A 20,024-nucleotide genomic window follows, 5' to 3' on the forward strand; every position below is an offset into this window, starting at 1 on the left:
ACTTTGTCTACAGTCTGAGAAAAGATAGTTTATACTGTCTTTTCTATTTTTTTGCCTTCTTTTAAAAATCTTAAGAATTTGGCGGAAAGATTCAATATTTCTTAAATAAGCCATTAAAAAGCCTTAACGTTAAGTTGGTAAAATATCAATAGAAACGGAGGATGGAAAAATGAAAACGAAAACAAAACGAATTTTAAATATAATTACAGCGATTAGTTTGATTTCTATTATTGCATTTGTTTTATATGGAATGCGTACGGGGATTTTAACAGATAGAGAACGGTTGGAAATACTTGTAGGAAAAAGTGGAGTGTGGGGACCGATTTTATTTATTCTTATCCAGATGATACAAGTTGTCATACCGATTGTGCCGGGAGGAATCACCTGTGGTGTAGGCGTAGTTATTTTTGGCGCTTGGGGAGGTCTTCTTTACAATTATATCGGAATTGTGGCAGGTTCGTTGATTAATTTCTATCTGGCAAGAAGATACGGAACTTGCTTTGTAAAATATTTTGTTAAAGAAGAAACATATGAAAAATATGCAGGCTGGCTGGAAAAAGGAAAGAAATTTGACAAGTTTTTTGCATTGGCGATTTTCTTTCCGTGTGCCCCTGACGATGTGCTTTGTCTTATTGCAGGACTGACAAAGATGACATGGAAACGATTTACAACAATTATTTTGCTTGGGAAACCACTATCTATTGCAATGTACAGTATGGCATTGGTTTATGCGGGCAGTTGGATAGAAAGATTTATTGCGTAAGGAGGAAGAGATATGAGAGTATTGATTACTACAGATTTATTTAAACCGACAATTAACGGCGTAGTGACATCCATTTTAAATTTAGAGAGTGAGTTAAAAGAAAAGGGACATGAAGTGAAAATATTGGCGGTTTCACAAAATATATATTCTTATCGGGAAGAGAATGCGTATTATATTAAATCAGTGCCGTCGCATATTTATCCGGAGGTGCGTGTTCCGGTTTCAAAAGCATCTGCTTTTGTGGAAGAATTGATTGAGTGGAAACCGGATATTATTCACAGCCAATGTGAATTTTTCAGTTATGGATTTGCAAAAAGAATTGCAAAGGCAACAAATGCAAGGATTGTGCATACATATCATACGTTATATGAACAGTATACGGAATACATTCCGATTGGAAAAAGACTTGGAAGGGCGGCTCTTGGGAAATGGATGAAAATGAGGTTGAAAGATACAGATTTAATTATCGCACCGACAAAAAAGGTAGAGCAGACTTTACGGCAGTATGGGGTGACAAAGAATATTCGTATTGTACCGACAGGAATTTGTCTTGAAAAATTTAAAAGCCCTATAAATGAAAAGATGGTAGAACAGTTGAAAGAAGGATATGGCATTGAAAAAGAAGATAAAGTTTTATTGAGTTTAGGAAGGCTCGGATTTGAAAAACGGATTGATGAACTTTTATACGGGATGAAAGAAATTATAAAAATGCAGAGTAATATAAAACTTTTAATTGTAGGGGGAGGACCGGCGAGAGAAAGTTTGGAAAAACTGACAGATGAATTAAAGTTAAGAGAGTATGTTCGCTTTGCGGGAATGGTTAATCCTAAAGATGTACAGACATATTATCACCTTGGAGATGTGTTTGTTTGTGCATCTACAAGCGAAACTCAAGGACTTACTTATATTGAGGCGGCAGCCAGCGGACTTCCGCTTATTTGTAGAAAAGATGCCTGCCTGTATGGTGTACTTGAGGAAGGTGGAAATGGTTTTTCTTATCAGGATATTTACCGATTTGCCAAATATGTCAGAACTTATGTGGCGGATGAAGAGTGGATTGGGCAGGCAGGACAGCACAGTAAAAAAGTTGCAGAAAAATATAACACAAATCTGTTCGGGAAAGCCGTGGAAGGAATTTACAAAGAAGAAATGATAAAAGGAGGTTTGGAACAATATGAAAGTATTACTTTATGCGAAAAATCAGCAAGTCGTATCTAAAAGTGGTGTCGGAAAAGCAATGTCTATGCAAAAAGAGGCTCTTCTTGCAAACGGTGTTGAAGTGACGGAAAACAGTGAGGAGGACTATGATGTAGTGCATATCAATACGATATTTCCAAGCGATTATAAAATAGCCAAGCGTGCAAAAAAAGAAGGAAAAAAAGTAGTGTATCACGCACATTCCACCAAAGAAGATTTCCGAAATTCCTTTATCGGCTCAAATTTGGCTGCTCCTTTTTTTAAGAGATGGATAATGAAATGCTATCAGTTAGGAGATATTATTTTAACGCCGACAGAATATTCAAAGAGTTTGCTGAAAGGCTATGGAATACAAAATCCGATTTACGCTATTTCAAATGGAGTAGATACGGAACTTTTTCAGAAAAATATGCTTGTGCGAGAAGACTTCCGAAAAAAGTACGGTTTAAGGCAAAATGATAAAGTGATTATGTCGGTGGGGCTTTATTTTGAAAGAAAAGGTATTTTAGATTTTGTGGAATTGGCGGAACAGATGCCGGAGTACAAATTTATTTGGTTTGGTTACACTCCGGATATTCAGATTCCGTCTAAAGTGAGAAAGGCTATACACAGAGAACTGCCAAATCTTATTTTTGCGGGATATGTGTCGAAAGAAGAATTAATTGATGCCTACAGCAGTTGTGATTTGTTTTTCTTTCCGTCTTACGAGGAAACAGAAGGGATTGTTGTACTGGAGGCGTTATCGTCAGAAATTCCAGTGTTGTTAAGAGATATTCCTGTATATGAGAATTGGCTGGAAAATAGAAAAGATGTGTATAAGGGTAAAACAAACGAGGAATTTTCTTCTTTGATAAAAGATATTTTAGAAAAACGCATTCCGGTTTTGACGTGGAATGGCAGGAAAAGGGCGTTGGAAAGAGATGTAAACTGTCAGGCAAAAAAATTAAACCGATATTATGAACAACTTGTCTAAAAAAGATTATAGGGTTTCTCCGCAAATATTAAGGAAAGCGGGGAAATCCTATTGACAAATGTAAAAATGTAGCATATGATTTATTTACTCGTCTAATTACATATCAAATATTCAGAGGGATAATCTTCCCAAGTATTCAAAGCGAGAACAATTATATTTCAGAAAGGAGGTTTAGTTTATTTATTTGAGTTAAAAGTAAAAAATATATAAACAGGGAGGTTTTTATTTGGTGAAAAAAGTAAAAAAAGAAGCAATAAGTATAGTATTATTGGTGTGTGTCTTAATTTCCTTTCCGACATACAGAAAAGTTGTTTATGCACAGGAGAAAGGAAATGTAACTATTCCTAAAATGATAAGAATTACGACAAGTCGGTATAAAATTACCCAGTATGGTAAAGAAAGCAGAGGAACATATGGGGTTATGTTTTTTGTGAAGAATGGAAATTCCCAACGGGTCGGATACTGTATGGATTTTGGCAAGAAACTTCCGGTAAATAAACCGTTGCAGGAATTATCGGAAAAGCAGAATGAACAACTGAAAGCAGCGCTTGAGTTTGGGTATCAGTTGATGACAGACACCCCGACAAACAAACAGAAAGCCCAATATGGAGCGACACAGGTAACAGTTTGGAATATTGTAGAGGGAGTACATGGAACGCCAAAAGCGCGAAAAGCAATGGAGGAGTACAGCCAATCTTTGAAAAATGCGTCCGATGGTTTGGCATTTTACGATGAGTTGAATCGAAAAATAAGCGAGATGGGAAAACTACCAAGTTTTTTGAGTGATAAAAAGGATGATACGAAAAGTCATATGTTGACATGGAATACGCAAAAAAGTCGTTATGAAATCATTCTGACTGATGAAGATAAGGTGGATTGTAAATTGCAGATTCCAGGAAATTCTTCATTAAAAATGGAATGTGTCAATCAGGAAAAGAAGGAATATTGTCTGTTTAGTGAAAAAGATTTTGCAAAAGAACAGATAATTGAAGTTAAGCGGACAGATGAATTAAGTGGTACACGCCCATATTTGATTTACGGGGCGGAAGGAGCGGAATATCAGAAAGCAGTTGCATATAATCCGCAAGGTGTGAAAGGTTTTGCGAAAGGGTATTTAAAGGCGAAAACAGAAAAAGGGCGGATTGAAATTAATAAAACGGATGCGGAAACACAACTGACAGACATCACTTTTGCAGGAACGGAATACGAACTTTTAACGGCAGAAAAAGAGAGAATACAGATATTAGAAATTAATGAGAAAGGGCGTGCATTTTCAAAAGAGTTGCCGGCGGGAACATACTATGTGCGTGAAATTAAAGCGCCGACAGGTTACAATATAGATACAACTGTACATAAGGTTACGCTTCCTTCAGAAGAAAATACACTGTATGCAAGAGTACATTCTAAAGAATATATTATTCGAGGTGATGTGGAAATTAAAAAGGTTAGCGAGGGTAAACCAATGCCGAATGTGGAATTTACACTGACAAATAAGACAACCGGTGAAAAGATAATTATTAAAACTGATGAAAGTGGAATAGCAACGACAAAGAAGAAAGGCAGCAAAAGAGGGGCGCTTGTCTATGGAACATATACAATAGAAGAAACAAAATATCCTGAAGGCTATATTCCAATAGAGCCGTTTGACATTGTTGTTGAACAGGAAAATATAATTTTGACGTATACTTTGGAAAATCAGGCTATCAAAGGGAAAATTAGGATTGAAAAAAAGGATAACGATACGAAGAGGTTATTGGACGGAGCTGTTTTTGAAATAAGTGTGAAAGAAGATATAAAAGCAGCAGACGGTAGTCTGTTGGCAGAAAAAGGAGAAATTATTGAAAAAATAGAAACAAAAGACGGTATTGCCGAAAGCAAAGAACTGTATCTTGGAACATATCTTATAAAAGAAGTTAAAGCACCGAAAGGGTATATACTTCCGAAAAAATATCATGAAGTACATCTGAAATCTAGGGGAGAGAAAATCCCTGTCTTTACGGAGTATCTTTCCGTAGAAAATCAAAAAGAAGAAAAAATCGAAGAAGTGAAAACGGGAGATAACGGTAAAATAGGGACATATATAGTATTTTTCCTTTTATCTGCGTCGGTTTTATTAAACGGATACCGTTTATACAGAAAGAAAAAAGAATAATCTGTTGTAAGATGATTGACAAAGCAATAACGGAAACTTTATAATAGTTACCAAAAGGAACTACTAATTCAAAGAGGAGGAAGAATATGTTATTGCTTTCAAAGAAAGATATTCAAAAAGTATTTACAATGCAGGATGCTATCGAGGCAGATAAAGAAGCATTTACTCTTTTTTCTGAGGGAAAAAGTGTTGTGCCTCTCCGAACAAATATAGGAGCGCCTAAACATGAAGGAGCATTTTTATTTATGCCTTCTTATGTGGAAGATTTGGAATGTTCAGCGATTAAGATTGTAAATGTATTTCCGAATAATATAGAGAAAGGGCTTCCGACAACACCGGCACAGGTATTGTTGATTGACGGAACAACAGGAGTTGTTATTTCTGTATTGGACGGTACATATGTAACACAACTTCGTACGGGAGCGGCATCAGGAGCAGCGTTTGATGTGTTGGCAAATCAGACAGCGAAAAAAGGTGCATTAATCGGAACAGGCGGGCAGGCTGCTACGCAGTTGGAAGCAATGCTTGCAATAAGAGAATTAGAAGAAGTAAAAGTTTATGATATTAATCAGCAGAGAACAGAAGAATTTGTAGCAAGAATGAATGAGGAACTTGCTTCATATGGTACCAAAATTATTGCGGCGGCAAGTTCGGACGAAGCGATTGAAGATGCAGATATGATCGTAACAGTTACACCTTCGTCTAAACCTGTATTTGACGGAAATAAAGTAAAAGCAGGAGCAACGGTAAGTTGTGTCGGCTCTTATCAGCCACATATGCAGGAAATGGATTCTGTTATTTTGCAGAGAGCAGGAAAAATTTATTTTGATTCGGAGGAAGCGGTTTTATCGGAAGCGGGAGATATTCTTATCCCTCTTGCAGAGGGATTGATTACAAAAGAGGATTTCACAGGAGATTTAGGAGATGTTCTTCTTGGAAAAGTAGTTGGACGAGAATCAGAGGAAGAAATCATTGTCTTTAAAACGGTAGGAATCGGAACACAGGATCTTGTAACGGCAAAACGCATTTATGATAAAGCGGTTGAGCAGAAAATCGGAACAGAGTGGAATTCATAATACATAAGGAGGAAGAAAAAATGAGTCAGGCATATTGGAATGGTGCAGAGGCAGCACATAGACGAGTAATGATGAAAGCGGCAGGATATTCAGATGAAGATATTCGTAAAAAGCCACATATTGGAGTACCAAATTCATTTATGGAGGGTTCTCCGGGAAGCGCACATTTAAGACAGATTGCAGAAGCGGTAAAACAGGGTATCTGGGAAGCCGGCGGAGTTCCTGTGGAATTTGGTATTCCTGCTACTTGCGGAAATATTGCAAACGGTGCAGAAGAATTAAAATATGAACAGGTAGGAAGAGATATCGTTGCCATGTCTGTAGAATTTGTTACAAAAGTACACAACTTTGATGGTTTAGTCATGATTGCGTCATGTGATAACATTATTGCGGGATGCTATCTTGCGGCAGCAAGACTTGACATTCCATCGATGGTTGTTACGGGAGGCTCTATGCAGCCGGGACATCACTGTGGAAAAGCGATTGTAGAAGCAGATTTGGATGTGGCGAGATTTTCGGGAGCAGGTGAAGAATATTTAGATGAACTGGAAGAAGCAGTATGCCCATCTTTTGGTGCGTGTCCGTCTATGGGAACAGCAAATACAATGCAGATGTTGGGTGAAGTATTTAACCTTGTTATGCCAGGAACAGCAACAGTTCCTGCATCTGATAATAAGAAACTTCGTCAGGCGAGAATGGCAGGGAAATATGCGGTAGAATTAGTGAAATCAGGAAGAAAACCGTCAGATTTAATTACGAAAGAAGTATTATTAAATGCAATTATGTTTGATATGGCAGTGGCAGGTTCCACAAATGCGGTTTTACATATTTTAACAATGGCATATGAATTGGGACTTGATATTACATTAGAAGACTTTGAAAAATATGCAAAAGAAATTCCATGCATAAATGCGGTTATTCCGAGCGGTCCGTATACAGTTGTAGATTTTCATTATGCGGGCGGAGTTCCAAATGTATTAAAAATGCTTGAATCTAAATTATATAAAGATGTTCCGATGATGACAGGAATTACATTAGGAGAATTTTTAAGTCAATTGACTGCAAAACCAAATGAAGTGATTCATAGTCTGGAAAAACCGTTATTTAATGAACCGGGATTAAAAGTTCTTCGTGGAAATATTGCACCAAACGGTGCAATCGTAAGACCTACAGGTGTTCCGAAAGAAGTTAAATATATTAAAGGGAAAGCAAAGGTATTTGATGGTGACAGAATGGCGTTTGAAGCGATTGAAAGCGGTAAGATTGTTGCCGGAGATATTATTGTTATCCGTTATGAAGGATGTAAAGGCGCACCGGGAATGAAAGAACTTATGTTAAGTATTGATGCTCTTATTGGTTTGGGCTTACATACAAGTGTAGGTCTTATTACGGATGCAAGATTTTCAGGATTTAATTACGGGGCAATTGTAGGACACGTTTCTCCTGAAGCTTATGACGGAGGAGTGATTGCTCTTGTGGAAGATGGAGATGAAATTATTTTGGACACAATTAATGGAGAAGCAACATTGTGTGTATCAGATGAAGAATTAGCGACACGAAGAGAAAAATGGGTATGTCCTCCGTTAAAAGAACAGAAAGGTTGTTTGAACTTATTTGCAAGAAACTGCCGTCCGGCAGAAGAGGGCGGTGCAATGCAACCTTGGTAAATGTAATTCCATTGTTAAATAAAATCGGTCTGACAGAGGCGGAAAGCAAGGCATATTTATCTTTGCTTCGCTACGGAAGTTCGTCCGGATATGAAGTAAGCAAAGTATCAGGAGTACCGCGTTCTAAAATATATAATATTTTGGAAACATTAGTGACAAAGGGATTTGTCCGATTTACAGAAGGAGAGGGAACAAATCAGTATTTGGCAGTTCCGATAGAAGAAGTGTCTGAGAGAATACAAAAGGAAATGAAGGACACGTTAGAAGAATTGACTTTACAGTTAAAAGAATACGAAACTTCCACAGATTTAGAGTATATATGGCATATTAGGGAATATAAAAATGTATTTGCAAAATGCAGAAATATTATTCAGCATACGGAAGAAGAACTTCTTATTCAAATATGGGAAGAAGATTTACCGCAGGTAGAGAAAGAATTAAAGGAATTAGAAGAAAAAGATGTACGGCTTGGAATTGTATACTTTAGTGAAGATGAAAATTCGTCCATACCGTTTAAGCACTATAGCAGACACGGTATGCTTTCAGAAAAGAGAAAGGAAATGGGAGGAAGATTTATTACGCTCGTTTCTGATGAAAAAGAAGTGATTTTCGGACAAATTGTAAATGAAACAGTCGCTGAGGTCATTTGGACAAAGTCAAAACCAATGATAGCAATGTCTGCGGAATGTGTGCGGCATGATATGTATTTCTATAAAAATGCAGGAAAATTCAAAGAAGAAATGCAGGAAGAATTCGGAAAAGATTATATTAAAATCAGAGATATTTTTTAGGGAAAAGAAACTTTAGTTGTACGGAAGTATGATTAAAGTTTCTTTTCTATTATGAAAATATCTTGACTTTTTATGCGGGTATGAATTAGGATAGTGCGTATAATTTTTACATAAGAGAATAAGGAGGGTAAAGGATATGGAAAAAAACAAGGGAAGAGCGATTGCATTACTTCCAATCGGAGTATTTTTAGTTATTTTTCTTGGAGCAGGTATAGTTACGGGAGATTTCTATACAATGCCTGCTATTGTAGCATTTTTAATTGCACTGCTCGTTGCTTTTTTGCAAAATAAAAATCTGTCATTCGGAGAAAAATTGAAGGTGATTTCCAAAGGGGTGGGGGATGAGAATATTATCACAATGAGTCTGATTTTTCTATGTGCGGGAGGATTTTCAGGAGCAGTTACGGCAGCAGGGGGAGCAGACAGTACGGTGAATTTTGGATTATCCATTCTGCCTTCAAATGTTGCGGTAGTGGGATTATTTGTAATCGGATGCTTTATTTCCGTGTCAATGGGAACATCCATGGGGACGATTGCGGCATTAGCGCCGATTGCGGTTGGAATTAGTGAAAAGACAGGATTTCCAATGGCGGTATGTATAGGTGCGGTAGTATGTGGTGCGATGTTCGGGGATAATCTTTCCATGATTTCGGATACAACTATTGCGGCGGTCAAGACACAGGGATGTGAGATGAAGGATAAGTTTAAGGCAAACTTTTTTATTGTACTTCCGGCAGCAATTATTACAATTATTATTTTCTTTCTTATGACAAGAAACGGAAACTTTACGATGACGCAGGAACTTCCATATAATATCTGGCAGATACTTCCATATATTGTAGTACTTATCGGTGCATTGATAGGAATAAATGTATTTGTCGTTTTAATTAGCGGATCAGTACTTTCTCTTATTGTCGGAGTGGCAACGGGAAGTATTGCTTTGGGAGATATTTTTATTGCTATCGGAGGAGGAACGATAGGTGACAGGACGATTGGCGGAGTGACGGGAATGTATGACATCACTATTATTTCTATTGTAGTTGCTTGTATTGTATCCCTTGTAAAAGAATATGGCGGAATACAGTTTATTTTAAATGTGATAAAAGGGCGTATTAAGGGCAGAAGAGGAGGAGAACTCGGTATTGCCGGATTGGCGCTTCTGGTTGATGCCTGCACGGCAAATAATACTGTGGCCATTGTAATGACAGGACCGATAGCAAAAGAAATCTGTGATGAATATCAGATCAGTCCGAAACGTTCTGCATCCCTACTTGATATATTCACTTCTGTGGGGCAGGGGATAATTCCATATGGCGCTCAACTTCTTTCGGCGGCAACATTAACGGGACTTACACCATTTGCGATTATGCCGTATTTATACTATCCGTTTTTAATGGCGATAAGTGCAGTTTTATTTATTTTATTCCGCAGAGAAAAAGGAAATAAATAACAAAAAAACTGTTAGTGAAATTTTTAACAAATGAATTGCAAAAAAATGTTTTTGCATATGAAAAAACAAAGAAAAAATGATGAAAAACCATACAAAATGCAAGATTCACAACTAAATCTTGCATTTTGTTTAATTTTATATTCAATTAGTGCATTTTATAACTTATAAATGAAGCGTAAAAATAATAAACTTTCAGATAAAATATTGACTTTTTACAGTAAAAATGAGATAATAAAACAAATTTGGAATTTCAAGGAGGAACATAATATGTCAACAAAAGCTTATTATCCACTTAGCGAAATCGGTGCGGGAAAAACAGGTTTTTCTAAAACCCGTTCTATCATCGAAGCAGCATTTTATGGAAACAACGTAGTAAAAGTCAGCACATTAAGAGAGGCATATGAATTAGCAAAAAATTCACCGGGAACAATTGTGACAGATATGCCAGTATATAGAGGAGAAGAATTTGGTCTTGATAAAGATGCAAAAGTTCTTTTATTTAACGATGGAGCAGTAACAGGACGTTATGCAGCAGCACGCCGTATTAAAGGTGAACCGGGTGTTGATGCAGCAAAACTTGACAAAGTAACAATGGACGCTGTTTATGAATCACGTTGGAAAACAATGTATCATGCAGAAGTTTATGTTGGTCTTGATCCTGAATTTATGGTAAAAGCGCATCTACTTATTCCTGAAGGAGAAGAAAACATTATGTATAACTGGATGTTGAACTTCCAGTACATGTCTGATGAATATGTAAAAATGTATAAAAATTCAAAAGCAGTCGGCGACGGAAAAGAACCGGATATTTACATTTTCTCTGACCCACAATGGATTCCACAGGAAAGACCTGATGTTGACTACAGTTGCTTAAGCGACCCTCTTACATTATGTTATTTTGACACAGCGGAAAACTGTGCTTGTATTCTTGGAATGAGATACTTCGGAGAACATAAAAAAGGAACACTTACTATGGCATGGGCAATTGCAAACAGAAACGGATATGCTTCATGTCACGGTGGACAGAAAGAATATACATTACCTGACGGATCTAAATATGTAGCATCTGTATTTGGTTTATCAGGATCAGGTAAATCAACATTAACTCATGCTAAACATGATGGAAAATATCCTATCACGGTTCTTCATGATGATGCATTTATTATCAACACAGATACTTGTGCATCTGTAGCGTTAGAGCCTACATATTTTGATAAAACAGCAGATTATCCAACAGGATGCCCAGATAACCAGTACTTATTATCAGCACAGAACTGTTCAGCAACATTAGATGAAGACGGAAAAGTTCAGTTAGTAACAGAAGATATTAGAAATGGTAACGGACGTGCATTGAAATCTAAATTATGGTCACCAAACCGTGTAGATAAGATCGATGCTCCTGTAAATGCTATTTTCTGGATTATGAAAGACCCTACAATTCCACCTGTAGTAAAATTAAAAGGTGCTGCTTTGGCATCCGTTATGGGTGCAACACTTGCAACAAAAACATCTACAGCAGAACGTGTTGCAGCAGGAACAGACTTAAATGCTCTTCGTATCGTTCCTTATGCAAACCCATTTAGAACATACCCATTAGTAAATGACTACGAAAAATTCAAAAAATTAGTTGAAGAAAAGAATGTAGATTGCTATATCATCAACACAGGTGATTTCATGGGCAAAAAAGTTCAGCCAAAAGATACTTTAGGAATTTTGGAAACAATTGTAGAAGGTAAAGCAGAATTTAAACAGTGGGGTAACTTTGAAGATATCGAAATCATGGAATGGGAAGGATTTGTTCCTGACTTAAATGATGAAGATTATAAAGTACAGTTAAAGAACGCTATGCAGAATCGTGTAAGTGCAGTAGAAGGATTTGCTACAAAGAAAGACGGATATGATAAACTTCCTGATGAAGCATTAGAAGCACTTCAGAAATTAGTTGAAGAAGTTTAATAAAGATTGATAAAAAATAGAATGTGCATCGCACATTCTATTTTTTATGCTATAATAAAACAAAAATAGACAAGTAAAGGGAAGTTGATATGGCAAAATATATGAAAATTGTCCAAAATATTATGGAAGAAGTAAAAAAGGCTGTTATCGGAAAAGATGAGTGCATCAGAAAAGTTATGGCAGGGATTTTAGCGGGAGGACATATTCTGATTGAAGATATTCCGGGTGTGGGGAAGACAACGCTGGCACTGGCATTTGCGAGAAGTATGGGAATGAATTGGCATCGTATACAGTTTACGCCCGATGTGCTACTTGCGGATATTACGGGATTTTCTATGTATGATAAGTATACGGGAGAATTTTGCTATCAGGAGGGAGCAGTTATGTGTAATCTGCTTTTGGCAGATGAAATTAACAGAACTTCTCCAAAAACACAGTCAGCACTTCTTGAAGTGATGGAGGAAGGAACTGTTACTATTGATAAAGTGAGAAGGGAAGTGCCAAAACCTTTTGTTGTTATCGCTACGGAAAATCCGATTGGTTCTGCGGGTACACAGATGCTTCCGGAATCGCAGTTGGATCGTTTTTATATTTCCATGACGATAGGTTATCCTGAAATTCATCATGAAATTGAAATTATGAAAGGAAATCAGACGGGAGGTTTATTGGAATATGTACAGCCGGTTATCAGTACGGAAATGTTGATTTCTATTCAGGAGGAAGTAGGAAATGTTTATATACATGATGTGATTTATGAATATATTGCCGAACTTATTACAATGACAAGAAATCATCCGCTGATTGAGGTAGGAATAAGTCCAAGGGGAACGATTGCACTTGCGAAAATGACGAAGTCGGCAGCGTATTTGTCGGGGAGAGAATACTGTATTCCGAGTGATGTAAAAGAAATGTTTTATAGTGTTTCAAGACATCGTATCCAGTTAAATTCTAAAGCAAGAATCAATCATGTAAAGATAGATGACATTATAGAGGAGATTTTGAAGAAGGTGGAAGAACCTACACCGAAAAGAAAAATGGGGAAATAGAGAATGAAAAAATAATCTATTTTGTAATAATGGGGATAACTGTATATCTGAATATATTATACGATTGGAAAGAAGGAGCGTTAGTTCTTTCGGCGGAATTGGTATTTCTATTTTTTTGTCTTTTGGAGAGTTGCTTTGTGAGATTTAAAATAAAGGCACAGATGACAGTGAAAAGAGAACTTGTAGAGCAGGGGGAGGATATTCCTCTTTCTGTGGAAGTAGAGAATATAAGCGTTTTTCCGACAGTAGTTAGGGCAAAACTATTTATCAGATACGCGGGGGAGAAAAAGAAGATAAAACAGATATGGAAAATATATGCGGGTGGCAAAAAGAAAGAAAAAATTACTAAAAATATTTCCGTGCAAAAATGTGGAAAGATGGAAATTGAGTTGGAAAAAATAACCGTTTCAGATTGGTGGGGAGGATTTTCTTTTCAAAAGACAATAAAAGAACAGGAAAAAATTTTAATTATGCCTAAACCGTTTCCGGTGAACTTAACTATAAGTCATAAGACGAAATGGTTCCCCATTGAGAGTGAAGAGTATGCAAAAGACAGAAGTGGGGATGATAATACGGAAATTTATGAAATCAGAGAGTACAGAAATGGTGACCGTATGCAAAAAGTACATTGGAAAGTCAGTGCAAAACAGAATGATTTATATGTTAAAGAGTACAGTTATCCGTTAGGAGCAGGTGTGCTTGTTCTGTTAGAAGGTGGAAAAGTGGAGTATGGTAAAAAGGAGAACATTTCGCTGTTTTTACAGGGGGTCGCTTCTTTATCTGTAGCGATGCTTTATGAAAAATGTTCTCATTACATTGCGTGGCAAAAGAAAGGTGAGCCGTTTATTCAAAGAAGACTTATAAAAGATGAAGAAAGTTTTTATCAGTTTATTCCTGAGTTTTTGGAAATACAGGTAGATTTGCTTGAGTCAGATATGGAGGAACGTTACCGTTATCAGTATAGGAATGCTGTATATTCAACTAAGATTATTTTTACAAATACATTGGAACTACAGATAAATCAACAAGAAAGGTTACAAATTAATCAAGGGTTAGAACAATTTTTTGAAACAATGGAAATCATCGTTTAATATGGGAGAAACATGAAAAAGACAAGGATTTGGGAAGAAATAATACAGATGATTTATATAGTCATTGCACAGTTGGGGATTTTGTTTTCCGTGACGGAAACATTTTACATATCATATGATAAAGTAGAAATATATATATGTGTAGTAATTCTTTCTATTATTCTGTATATGCTGTCAAAAAGGGAACATTATGGAGGAATATTTCTTGGTGGAGGAATAGTTTTGGCAGAAAGTATACTCTTTTTCCGGCAGAAAGATGGTGTTTTCAAAGAAGTAAAACGTATTGGAAAAATCATTGCAGTACATATGGAAAATTATATGAGTAATGGAGAAATCGTTAATGTGTATGAAAATCAGAAATTTACAGCAGGGCTGTTATGTTTACTGATTTTAGTGTCAGGTGTAATTGTTCTTGCGATTGTCAGAATAAAAAGGTCACTCGGCGTGTTAGCGATTAGTTTTATTACTTTTTTTATACCGTTTATGGCGGGAAAAGAGCCGGATGCAAAGACACTTGTATGTGTAGGCGTTCTTTTGGTAACGGCAGGATTTTCAAAGAGAAAAGGAATTGAGGAAAAGGACAGAAAAACAGTCATATATTTAGGAATTATAATTGGGATTTTCTCAGTTATGATAGGTGGAATGTTGTTTCAACCGACAATCCAAAAAAGCGTGAACTATACAAAAAGATATAAGCCAAGCCTTATAGAGTTTTGGGAAAATAAACAGGCAGAGTTCTTCTCGGAAAAGACGGGAGTGGGAGGAGTAAACGGAGGGGAATTGGGCAGAGTTGACAGGTTAGAGCAGGATAATAAAATACATTTAAAAGTGACAGTCGGGGAAAAACCGAAAGATAGAATGTATTTAATGGGATTTATCGGGGAAACGTATACAGGACATGAATGGGAAGAGATAAGTGGATATGAAGATACAGGGATGTTTTATAGTATCATGGCAAATGACAAAGAGTATAGTTCGCTTTCAGATACAATAGAAATTGAGTACATTGATGCAAACAAAGAGTATGATTATCAGCCATATGGAAGTTCACTATACGGGGGAAGAAGCAGAACATTAAGTGATAAACGGATATATCAGTATTATCCGTATAATATATTGGAAACATTTCCAAATTCAAGTGAGAGGGCAAAAATTGAGGAAATTTATGGAAACAGTTTTATCAATAGATATACAACAGTCAGCAGGGAAGTGATGGAGAACTTTTCGGGAGAGGCGGAAAAATCTATATCCGGAACAGATATAGAAACGATTACGGAAGAAGTATCAGAACTGCTTAGGAGGCAAACAGAATATTCACTACATCCGGGAAAAACACCGGGGAACAGAGATTTTGCGGAATATTTCTTTTTTGAAAATAGAAAAGGATATTGTACACATTATGCAACAGTTGCCACGTTATTTTTCCGAATAAAAGGGATTCCTGCGAGATACGTTTCGGGGTATATGATTGAAGCGGGAGAATTTAAAAAACAAAAAAACGGAAAATATACGGCAGTTGTTACAGGAAGAAATGCTCATGCATGGATGGAAGCATATCATTGGGGAGAAGGTTGGCTTCCGGTGGAAACAACTCCGGGGTATGCAAAAGTTGAAAAACCGATAGAGGAAGAGCGATTCAATGAAGAATCGGATAATTTTATATCAGAAACGCCTAAAGATTCACCTCGGCAGGAAAAACCTGCTAAACAAAAACCGGAGAAGAAAAAGGAAGAAAAGAAAAAAGAACATACAAATTTGTTCATGATTACAGCAGGAGTTGTGGCAGGAGTTACAGTTGTGGGTGGAAGCGTGACAGTATATTTCTTAAAAAAGAAAAAAAAGAGGAAAAAGAGAGCAGTGGGATATAATGAAGAAATTCAGGAACTCTTCCATCAGATTTACAATAAACTTTTGCGTAAGAAGATATCCGGAAAAGAGGAATTAAATCAAGAATTTTTGGGGAAGATATGTAGTGTATATCCGGAAATTTCAAACGAGATGGGAGAGAAAATGTTGGATATTGTATACCGTGCAAATTACGGAAAAGAGCAGTTAAAAAAGGAAGATTATTTACTTTTGAAAAGGATATTTTTAGCACTTGAAAAAGAGAAATAGATGATTTATAATGTAGTTACAGACCTGAAATGTTCGATAACTTCTGTTATTTTGAACCTACAATACTTTAAACGGGATTCCTATATCTCTGTAATATGTCAGGCCTCCATTCTTGCAGTGGAAGACAGAAAAGCAGATGCGGTCGCCCACCTAGCAGATAGCTAGGAGTCAAAATACAGAAACCGGCATTTTGGGGGAAACAAAAGATAAAGGCAGTTGCAGTAATGTGACTGCTTATTTTTTTGTAATAAAACTATATTTTTACATAAGTATATAGGAAATTTTTTAAATAAGAATGAAGCGGTAAATAGAAACATACATATAGAAAAAAAGGACAAGAGGTACAAGGTGAAAAAGTGGTGGAAAGGCGTTGTTTTATCATATGGATGTGGGCTTTTTTTATGTGTATGTTTAAGTGTGGGGTTATTAACGTTGCTTGTAGATAAAGAAATACAGGGAAGGAAGAAAACATTTCCAATAAAGCAGGTACAAGAAGAAAAAAATAACAGGGAAAAGATAATCCGCGTAGCACTTAAAACGAATGGATTTAAGGAAATAGAGCATAAAGAAGTAATTTTGAAAGCGAAATCAGGAATGATTTTACAATTTGACGGTCAGGTAAGAGAATGTAAACAAAACGAAGAAATAAAAATTTTGCCGAATGATAAAATGCTTCAAAAAGGAATAATACAGATATTGCCAAAAGAAAAGGGAGATAAGATAATGGTTGTTTCGTTAAAAAGAGGATATGGGATGCCTTCTTATAGGGGAAAACTAGAGTTATATCCATCAGAAAAAGGGATTGCCATTATAAATGAATTGCCTTTGGAGGAATATTTGTATGCGGTTGTACCAAGTGAAATGCCTGCGTCTTATTCTATGGAGGCATTAAAAGTACAGGCGGTTTGTGCGAGAAGTTATGCAGAAAAACAGACAAGAGGATTTGGCTATCCGCAATATAAAGCAAATGTAGATGACAGTACGGAATATCAGGTATATGGAAATTCGAGAGAGCAGGAAAGTACGATACAGGCAGTAGATGAAACGAAGGGAGAAAAAGTATGGTATAACGGAGAAATTGCCACAACGTATTATTTTTCTACATCGTGCGGAAAGACGACAACTTCGGAGGCGTGGGGAAGTCGGAGAACAAAGCAGAATGAATATTTATGTTCGGTCGATGTGTCGGAAAATGGAAATATCTATGAGAAAAATTTGCCGTGGTATCGGTGGTCGGCGAAAATACCGGAAAAAATTTTAGAAAATCTGATTGAGAAAAATACAAAAACAGATATAGGAAAATTGTGCAATGTTGAAGTAACAAAAAGAGGAGCAGGAAATATTGCACTTCAACTTGTTGCTACGGGGGATGAAAAGAAAGTTACAGTGGATACGGAAAATAAAATCAGAAGAGCAATGGGCGGCGAGGGATATTTTCTTGAGCGACAGGATGGAAAAAAGGTAAAAAGTATGGAACTTTTGCCAAGCGCTTTTTTTGAAATAAAGAAAAATGGAAGAGAATATATTTTGACCGGCGGCGGATACGGACATGGAATTGGGATGAGTCAGACAGGAGCGAATGAAATGGCAAAACAGGGGAAAAACTATAAAGAAATTTTGAGCGTATTTTATAAGGGGATAGAAGTGAAAAAATAGATTTTTGAGGAAACTTGAAGAAAAAATAAAATCGTGCTATCATTTCATAATAGCCAAAGCCAACATAAGCCGTGTTGGCTTTGATTTTCATAGAAGAGAGCGAGGAATAGAAGTGAAAAAATGGTTGAAAAAAATAAATCAGTTGTTGGCAGCTGATGCGAATGACCATACAGGTGCATATGCTGCAATGTCAGCATTCTTTTTTATGCTTTCCTTAATTCCGATAATTTTATTACTTTTGACTCTTGTGCAATATACTTCCGTGACAAAGGTAGATGTGATGTCGGCGGTTGCACAGGTTGTACCGGATTCAATTACGCCTACGATTTTAGCAATTGTTAATCAGGTATACAATCAATCTGTGGCAGTTATTCCGATTACCGTTCTTGTAGCGTTATGGTCTGCAGGAAGGGGTGTTTTGGCAGTGACTTCAGGATTGAACTGGATTTATGATAGCCGTGAAACAAGAAATTATTTTTATTTGCGAATACGGGCGACTTTTTATACCGTTTTATTTATCGTTGTTATAGTGCTGACTCTTGTTGTACTTGGATTTGGTAACAGTATTAGTTTATTTGTGGAAGAACATATCCCTTTGGCGTCACACGTTACAAGATTTATGATTGAAATCAGAACGGTTGCAGCGTTTTTTGCCTTGTTGGTTTTTTCACTTTGTATTTATAAATTTTTGCCAAACAGAAAAGGTAAACTTTTGGCACAACTTCCGGGGGCGTTATTTACATCTGTAGGATGGCTTTTGACTTCATTTTTTGTGTCGAAATATATGGAGATTTTCAAAGGATTTGAAGATATGTACGGAAGTCTGACGACGATTGTTTTGATTATGTTGTGGTTGTATTTTTCAATGTATATTATGCTGCTTGGAGGAAAAGTGAATGTACATTTTCAGGGAAAGGAGATACAAAAAGATGATATTTGATTTTTATCCATGGAAGATGGATGTGGATGTTGAAGCAACAAAACAATTTTATATAGAAAATGATTTTGCGAAAGAACGGGAAGTAAATGCAAAGTTTTATGAAAATATGTCAGAAAAACAGAAAAACTTTTTTATTTCTCTCGGTGTCAATGCAGAAAAAATTGAGATAGAAGAAAAGATGTATGACATTCCAGAAGAAAATGATATGCCAAGGGCGAAAATACATATATGCTCAATAAAATTTTTAGTATGTGGGAAAATGTTGTCACTTCCTGACTATCAAAAGGAAATATATGGAGATGAGGAAGTTTTTGGAGAAACATTTTCTGATACGATAACTGTAGTTGAGATGCCGGAAGGAGAAAAATTACCTGTTTTTGATGTAGATGGAATGGGGTGTGTGTTTAAGCATCCTTATTTTCATTTTGATAAGGAAGTGTTTAAGCAGTGGGATTGCGGGTATGTGCTTGGTACAATATTGATTATGAAAGATTTATAATGTATTTTGCTTTAAACAACCCTTTCGGAAAGTTAAAAAATTCTTAAAAAATACAGCAAAGAATCATAACTTTTCTATAGTATACTCTAAATCAAGAAAACGAAATGGGAGGAATTAATATGAAAAAACAAAAGCAGGGATTTTTAACATTTATTTGCTCTTTAATACCCGGAGCAGGAGAACTGTATATGGGATTTGAAAAACAGGGGATGAGCATTTTAATTACATTTTGGGGAACTGTCGCTCTAGCAACTTTTACAGGGATGGCATTTATTTTGTGCGCATTGCCGATTATATGGTTCTATAGTTTTTTCCATACGCATAATCTGAAAAATTTGAGCGAGGAAGAATTTATGCTGGAGAAAGACCGATATTTAATTAATTTGGGATACCTCATTGACAATAAAGAAGAATTATTACAGAAATACCGCACGGTAATTGCAGGGGCATTGATTTTAATCGGTGTAACGGTGATTGGAAAGGCGTTAATATCGGTTCTTTGGAATATTATACCAATGTATCTGTACGATATATTTAGTTCGGCAATCCACTTGATCGGCGGTGGAATTATTGGAATCGGAATGATTATTTTAGGAGTTTATTTTCTTCGCAAACGCGATGAAGCCGAAGAAAAAGAAGAATAGGTAAATGA

Annotated in this window: 16 protein-coding genes and 1 other RNA gene; all 17 read left to right on the plus strand. The window is 36.3% G+C overall.

The window, feature by feature from the left end:
- Positions 1-169: 169 nt before the first annotated feature.
- The 17 genes from ACYPXO_RS06005 (at position 170) to ACYPXO_RS06085 (ending at position 20,016) form a co-directional block, all read left to right on the plus strand.
- Positions 170-763 carry a TVP38/TMEM64 family protein gene (locus tag ACYPXO_RS06005; protein WP_459639713.1) on the plus strand — a complete coding sequence of 198 codons (594 nt, stop codon included), beginning with the start codon at positions 170-172 and terminating at the stop codon, positions 761-763.
- A gap of 12 nt (positions 764-775) precedes the next feature.
- Positions 776-1,981 carry a glycosyltransferase gene (locus tag ACYPXO_RS06010; protein WP_459639714.1) on the plus strand — a complete coding sequence of 402 codons (1,206 nt, stop codon included), beginning with the start codon at positions 776-778 and terminating at the stop codon, positions 1,979-1,981.
- Complete coding sequence (locus ACYPXO_RS06015; RefSeq protein WP_459639715.1) at positions 1,938-2,933, plus strand: glycosyltransferase; 996 nt, start codon at positions 1,938-1,940, stop codon at positions 2,931-2,933. Before ACYPXO_RS06010 ends, ACYPXO_RS06015 begins: the two co-directional genes overlap by 44 nt.
- A 229-nt stretch (positions 2,934-3,162) precedes the next feature.
- Entirely contained in the window at positions 3,163-5,085 is a 1,923-nt protein-coding gene (locus ACYPXO_RS06020) for a SpaA isopeptide-forming pilin-related protein (RefSeq protein WP_459639716.1), read from the plus strand.
- Between the two features lie 86 nt (positions 5,086-5,171).
- A complete protein-coding gene (locus ACYPXO_RS06025; protein WP_459639717.1) occupies positions 5,172-6,161 on the plus strand; it encodes an ornithine cyclodeaminase family protein in 990 nt (329 codons plus the stop codon).
- 20 nt (positions 6,162-6,181) lie between these two features.
- Positions 6,182-7,828 (plus strand): dihydroxy-acid dehydratase, encoded by a 1,647-nt coding sequence (gene ilvD, locus ACYPXO_RS06030; protein WP_459639718.1) that lies wholly within the window; start codon positions 6,182-6,184, stop codon positions 7,826-7,828.
- Positions 7,822-8,619, plus strand: a complete 798-nt coding sequence (locus tag ACYPXO_RS06035) for a TrmB family transcriptional regulator (protein ID WP_459639719.1) — start codon at positions 7,822-7,824, stop codon at positions 8,617-8,619. Before ilvD ends, ACYPXO_RS06035 begins: the two co-directional genes overlap by 7 nt.
- A 136-nt stretch (positions 8,620-8,755) precedes the next feature.
- Positions 8,756-10,069, plus strand: coding sequence for a Na+/H+ antiporter NhaC family protein (locus tag ACYPXO_RS06040; protein WP_459639720.1), 1,314 nt, complete (start codon positions 8,756-8,758; stop codon positions 10,067-10,069).
- A gap of 267 nt (positions 10,070-10,336) precedes the next feature.
- The gene (locus ACYPXO_RS06045; RefSeq protein WP_459639721.1) at positions 10,337-12,025 is read left to right on the plus strand and encodes a phosphoenolpyruvate carboxykinase (ATP); all 1,689 of its coding nucleotides are present in this window, start codon (positions 10,337-10,339) and stop codon (positions 12,023-12,025) included.
- A gap of 89 nt (positions 12,026-12,114) precedes the next feature.
- Positions 12,115-13,071 (plus strand): AAA family ATPase, encoded by a 957-nt coding sequence (locus ACYPXO_RS06050; protein WP_459639722.1) that lies wholly within the window; start codon positions 12,115-12,117, stop codon positions 13,069-13,071.
- A gap of 137 nt (positions 13,072-13,208) precedes the next feature.
- Entirely contained in the window at positions 13,209-14,162 is a 954-nt protein-coding gene (locus tag ACYPXO_RS06055; RefSeq protein ID WP_459639723.1) for a DUF58 domain-containing protein, read from the plus strand.
- A gap of 12 nt (positions 14,163-14,174) precedes the next feature.
- The gene (locus ACYPXO_RS06060) at positions 14,175-16,277 is read left to right on the plus strand and encodes a transglutaminase-like domain-containing protein (RefSeq protein WP_459639724.1); all 2,103 of its coding nucleotides are present in this window, start codon (positions 14,175-14,177) and stop codon (positions 16,275-16,277) included.
- 18 nt (positions 16,278-16,295) lie between these two features.
- Positions 16,296-16,478, plus strand: a non-coding RNA gene (gene ssrS / locus ACYPXO_RS06065) — 6S RNA.
- A 147-nt stretch (positions 16,479-16,625) separates the two neighbouring features.
- Positions 16,626-17,933 carry a SpoIID/LytB domain-containing protein gene (locus ACYPXO_RS06070; protein ID WP_459639725.1) on the plus strand — a complete coding sequence of 436 codons (1,308 nt, stop codon included), beginning with the start codon at positions 16,626-16,628 and terminating at the stop codon, positions 17,931-17,933.
- A 112-nt stretch (positions 17,934-18,045) separates the two neighbouring features.
- Positions 18,046-18,873 (plus strand): YihY/virulence factor BrkB family protein, encoded by an 828-nt coding sequence (locus ACYPXO_RS06075; RefSeq protein WP_459639726.1) that lies wholly within the window; start codon positions 18,046-18,048, stop codon positions 18,871-18,873.
- The gene (locus tag ACYPXO_RS06080) at positions 18,863-19,372 is read left to right on the plus strand and encodes a toxin-antitoxin system protein (RefSeq protein ID WP_459639727.1); all 510 of its coding nucleotides are present in this window, start codon (positions 18,863-18,865) and stop codon (positions 19,370-19,372) included. The genes ACYPXO_RS06075 and ACYPXO_RS06080 overlap by 11 nt, the downstream gene beginning before the upstream one ends.
- 119 nt (positions 19,373-19,491) lie before the next feature.
- Complete coding sequence (locus ACYPXO_RS06085; RefSeq protein WP_459639728.1) at positions 19,492-20,016, plus strand: hypothetical protein; 525 nt, start codon at positions 19,492-19,494, stop codon at positions 20,014-20,016.
- The last annotated feature ends 8 nt before the right edge of the window (positions 20,017-20,024 follow it).

This window comes from Faecalimonas canis, from assembly GCF_054601575.1.

Bases quoted from the DNA above. Each gene is read 5' to 3' on its own strand.
- ACYPXO_RS06005 (WP_459639713.1), top strand. From the start codon at position 170: ATGAAAACGAAAACAAAACGAATTTTAAATATAATTACAGCGATTAGT.
- ACYPXO_RS06010 (WP_459639714.1), top strand. From the start codon at position 776: ATGAGAGTATTGATTACTACAGATTTATTTAAACCGACAATTAACGGC.
- ACYPXO_RS06015 (WP_459639715.1), top strand. From the start codon at position 1,938: ATGAAAGTATTACTTTATGCGAAAAATCAGCAAGTCGTATCTAAAAGT.
- ACYPXO_RS06025 (WP_459639717.1), top strand. From the start codon at position 5,172: ATGTTATTGCTTTCAAAGAAAGATATTCAAAAAGTATTTACAATGCAG.
- ilvD (WP_459639718.1), top strand. From the start codon at position 6,182: ATGAGTCAGGCATATTGGAATGGTGCAGAGGCAGCACATAGACGAGTA.
- ACYPXO_RS06040 (WP_459639720.1), top strand. From the start codon at position 8,756: ATGGAAAAAAACAAGGGAAGAGCGATTGCATTACTTCCAATCGGAGTA.
- ACYPXO_RS06045 (WP_459639721.1), top strand. From the start codon at position 10,337: ATGTCAACAAAAGCTTATTATCCACTTAGCGAAATCGGTGCGGGAAAA.
- ACYPXO_RS06050 (WP_459639722.1), top strand. From the start codon at position 12,115: ATGGCAAAATATATGAAAATTGTCCAAAATATTATGGAAGAAGTAAAA.
- ACYPXO_RS06060 (WP_459639724.1), top strand. From the start codon at position 14,175: ATGAAAAAGACAAGGATTTGGGAAGAAATAATACAGATGATTTATATA.
- ACYPXO_RS06080 (WP_459639727.1), top strand. From the start codon at position 18,863: ATGATATTTGATTTTTATCCATGGAAGATGGATGTGGATGTTGAAGCA.
- ACYPXO_RS06085 (WP_459639728.1), top strand. From the start codon at position 19,492: ATGAAAAAACAAAAGCAGGGATTTTTAACATTTATTTGCTCTTTAATA.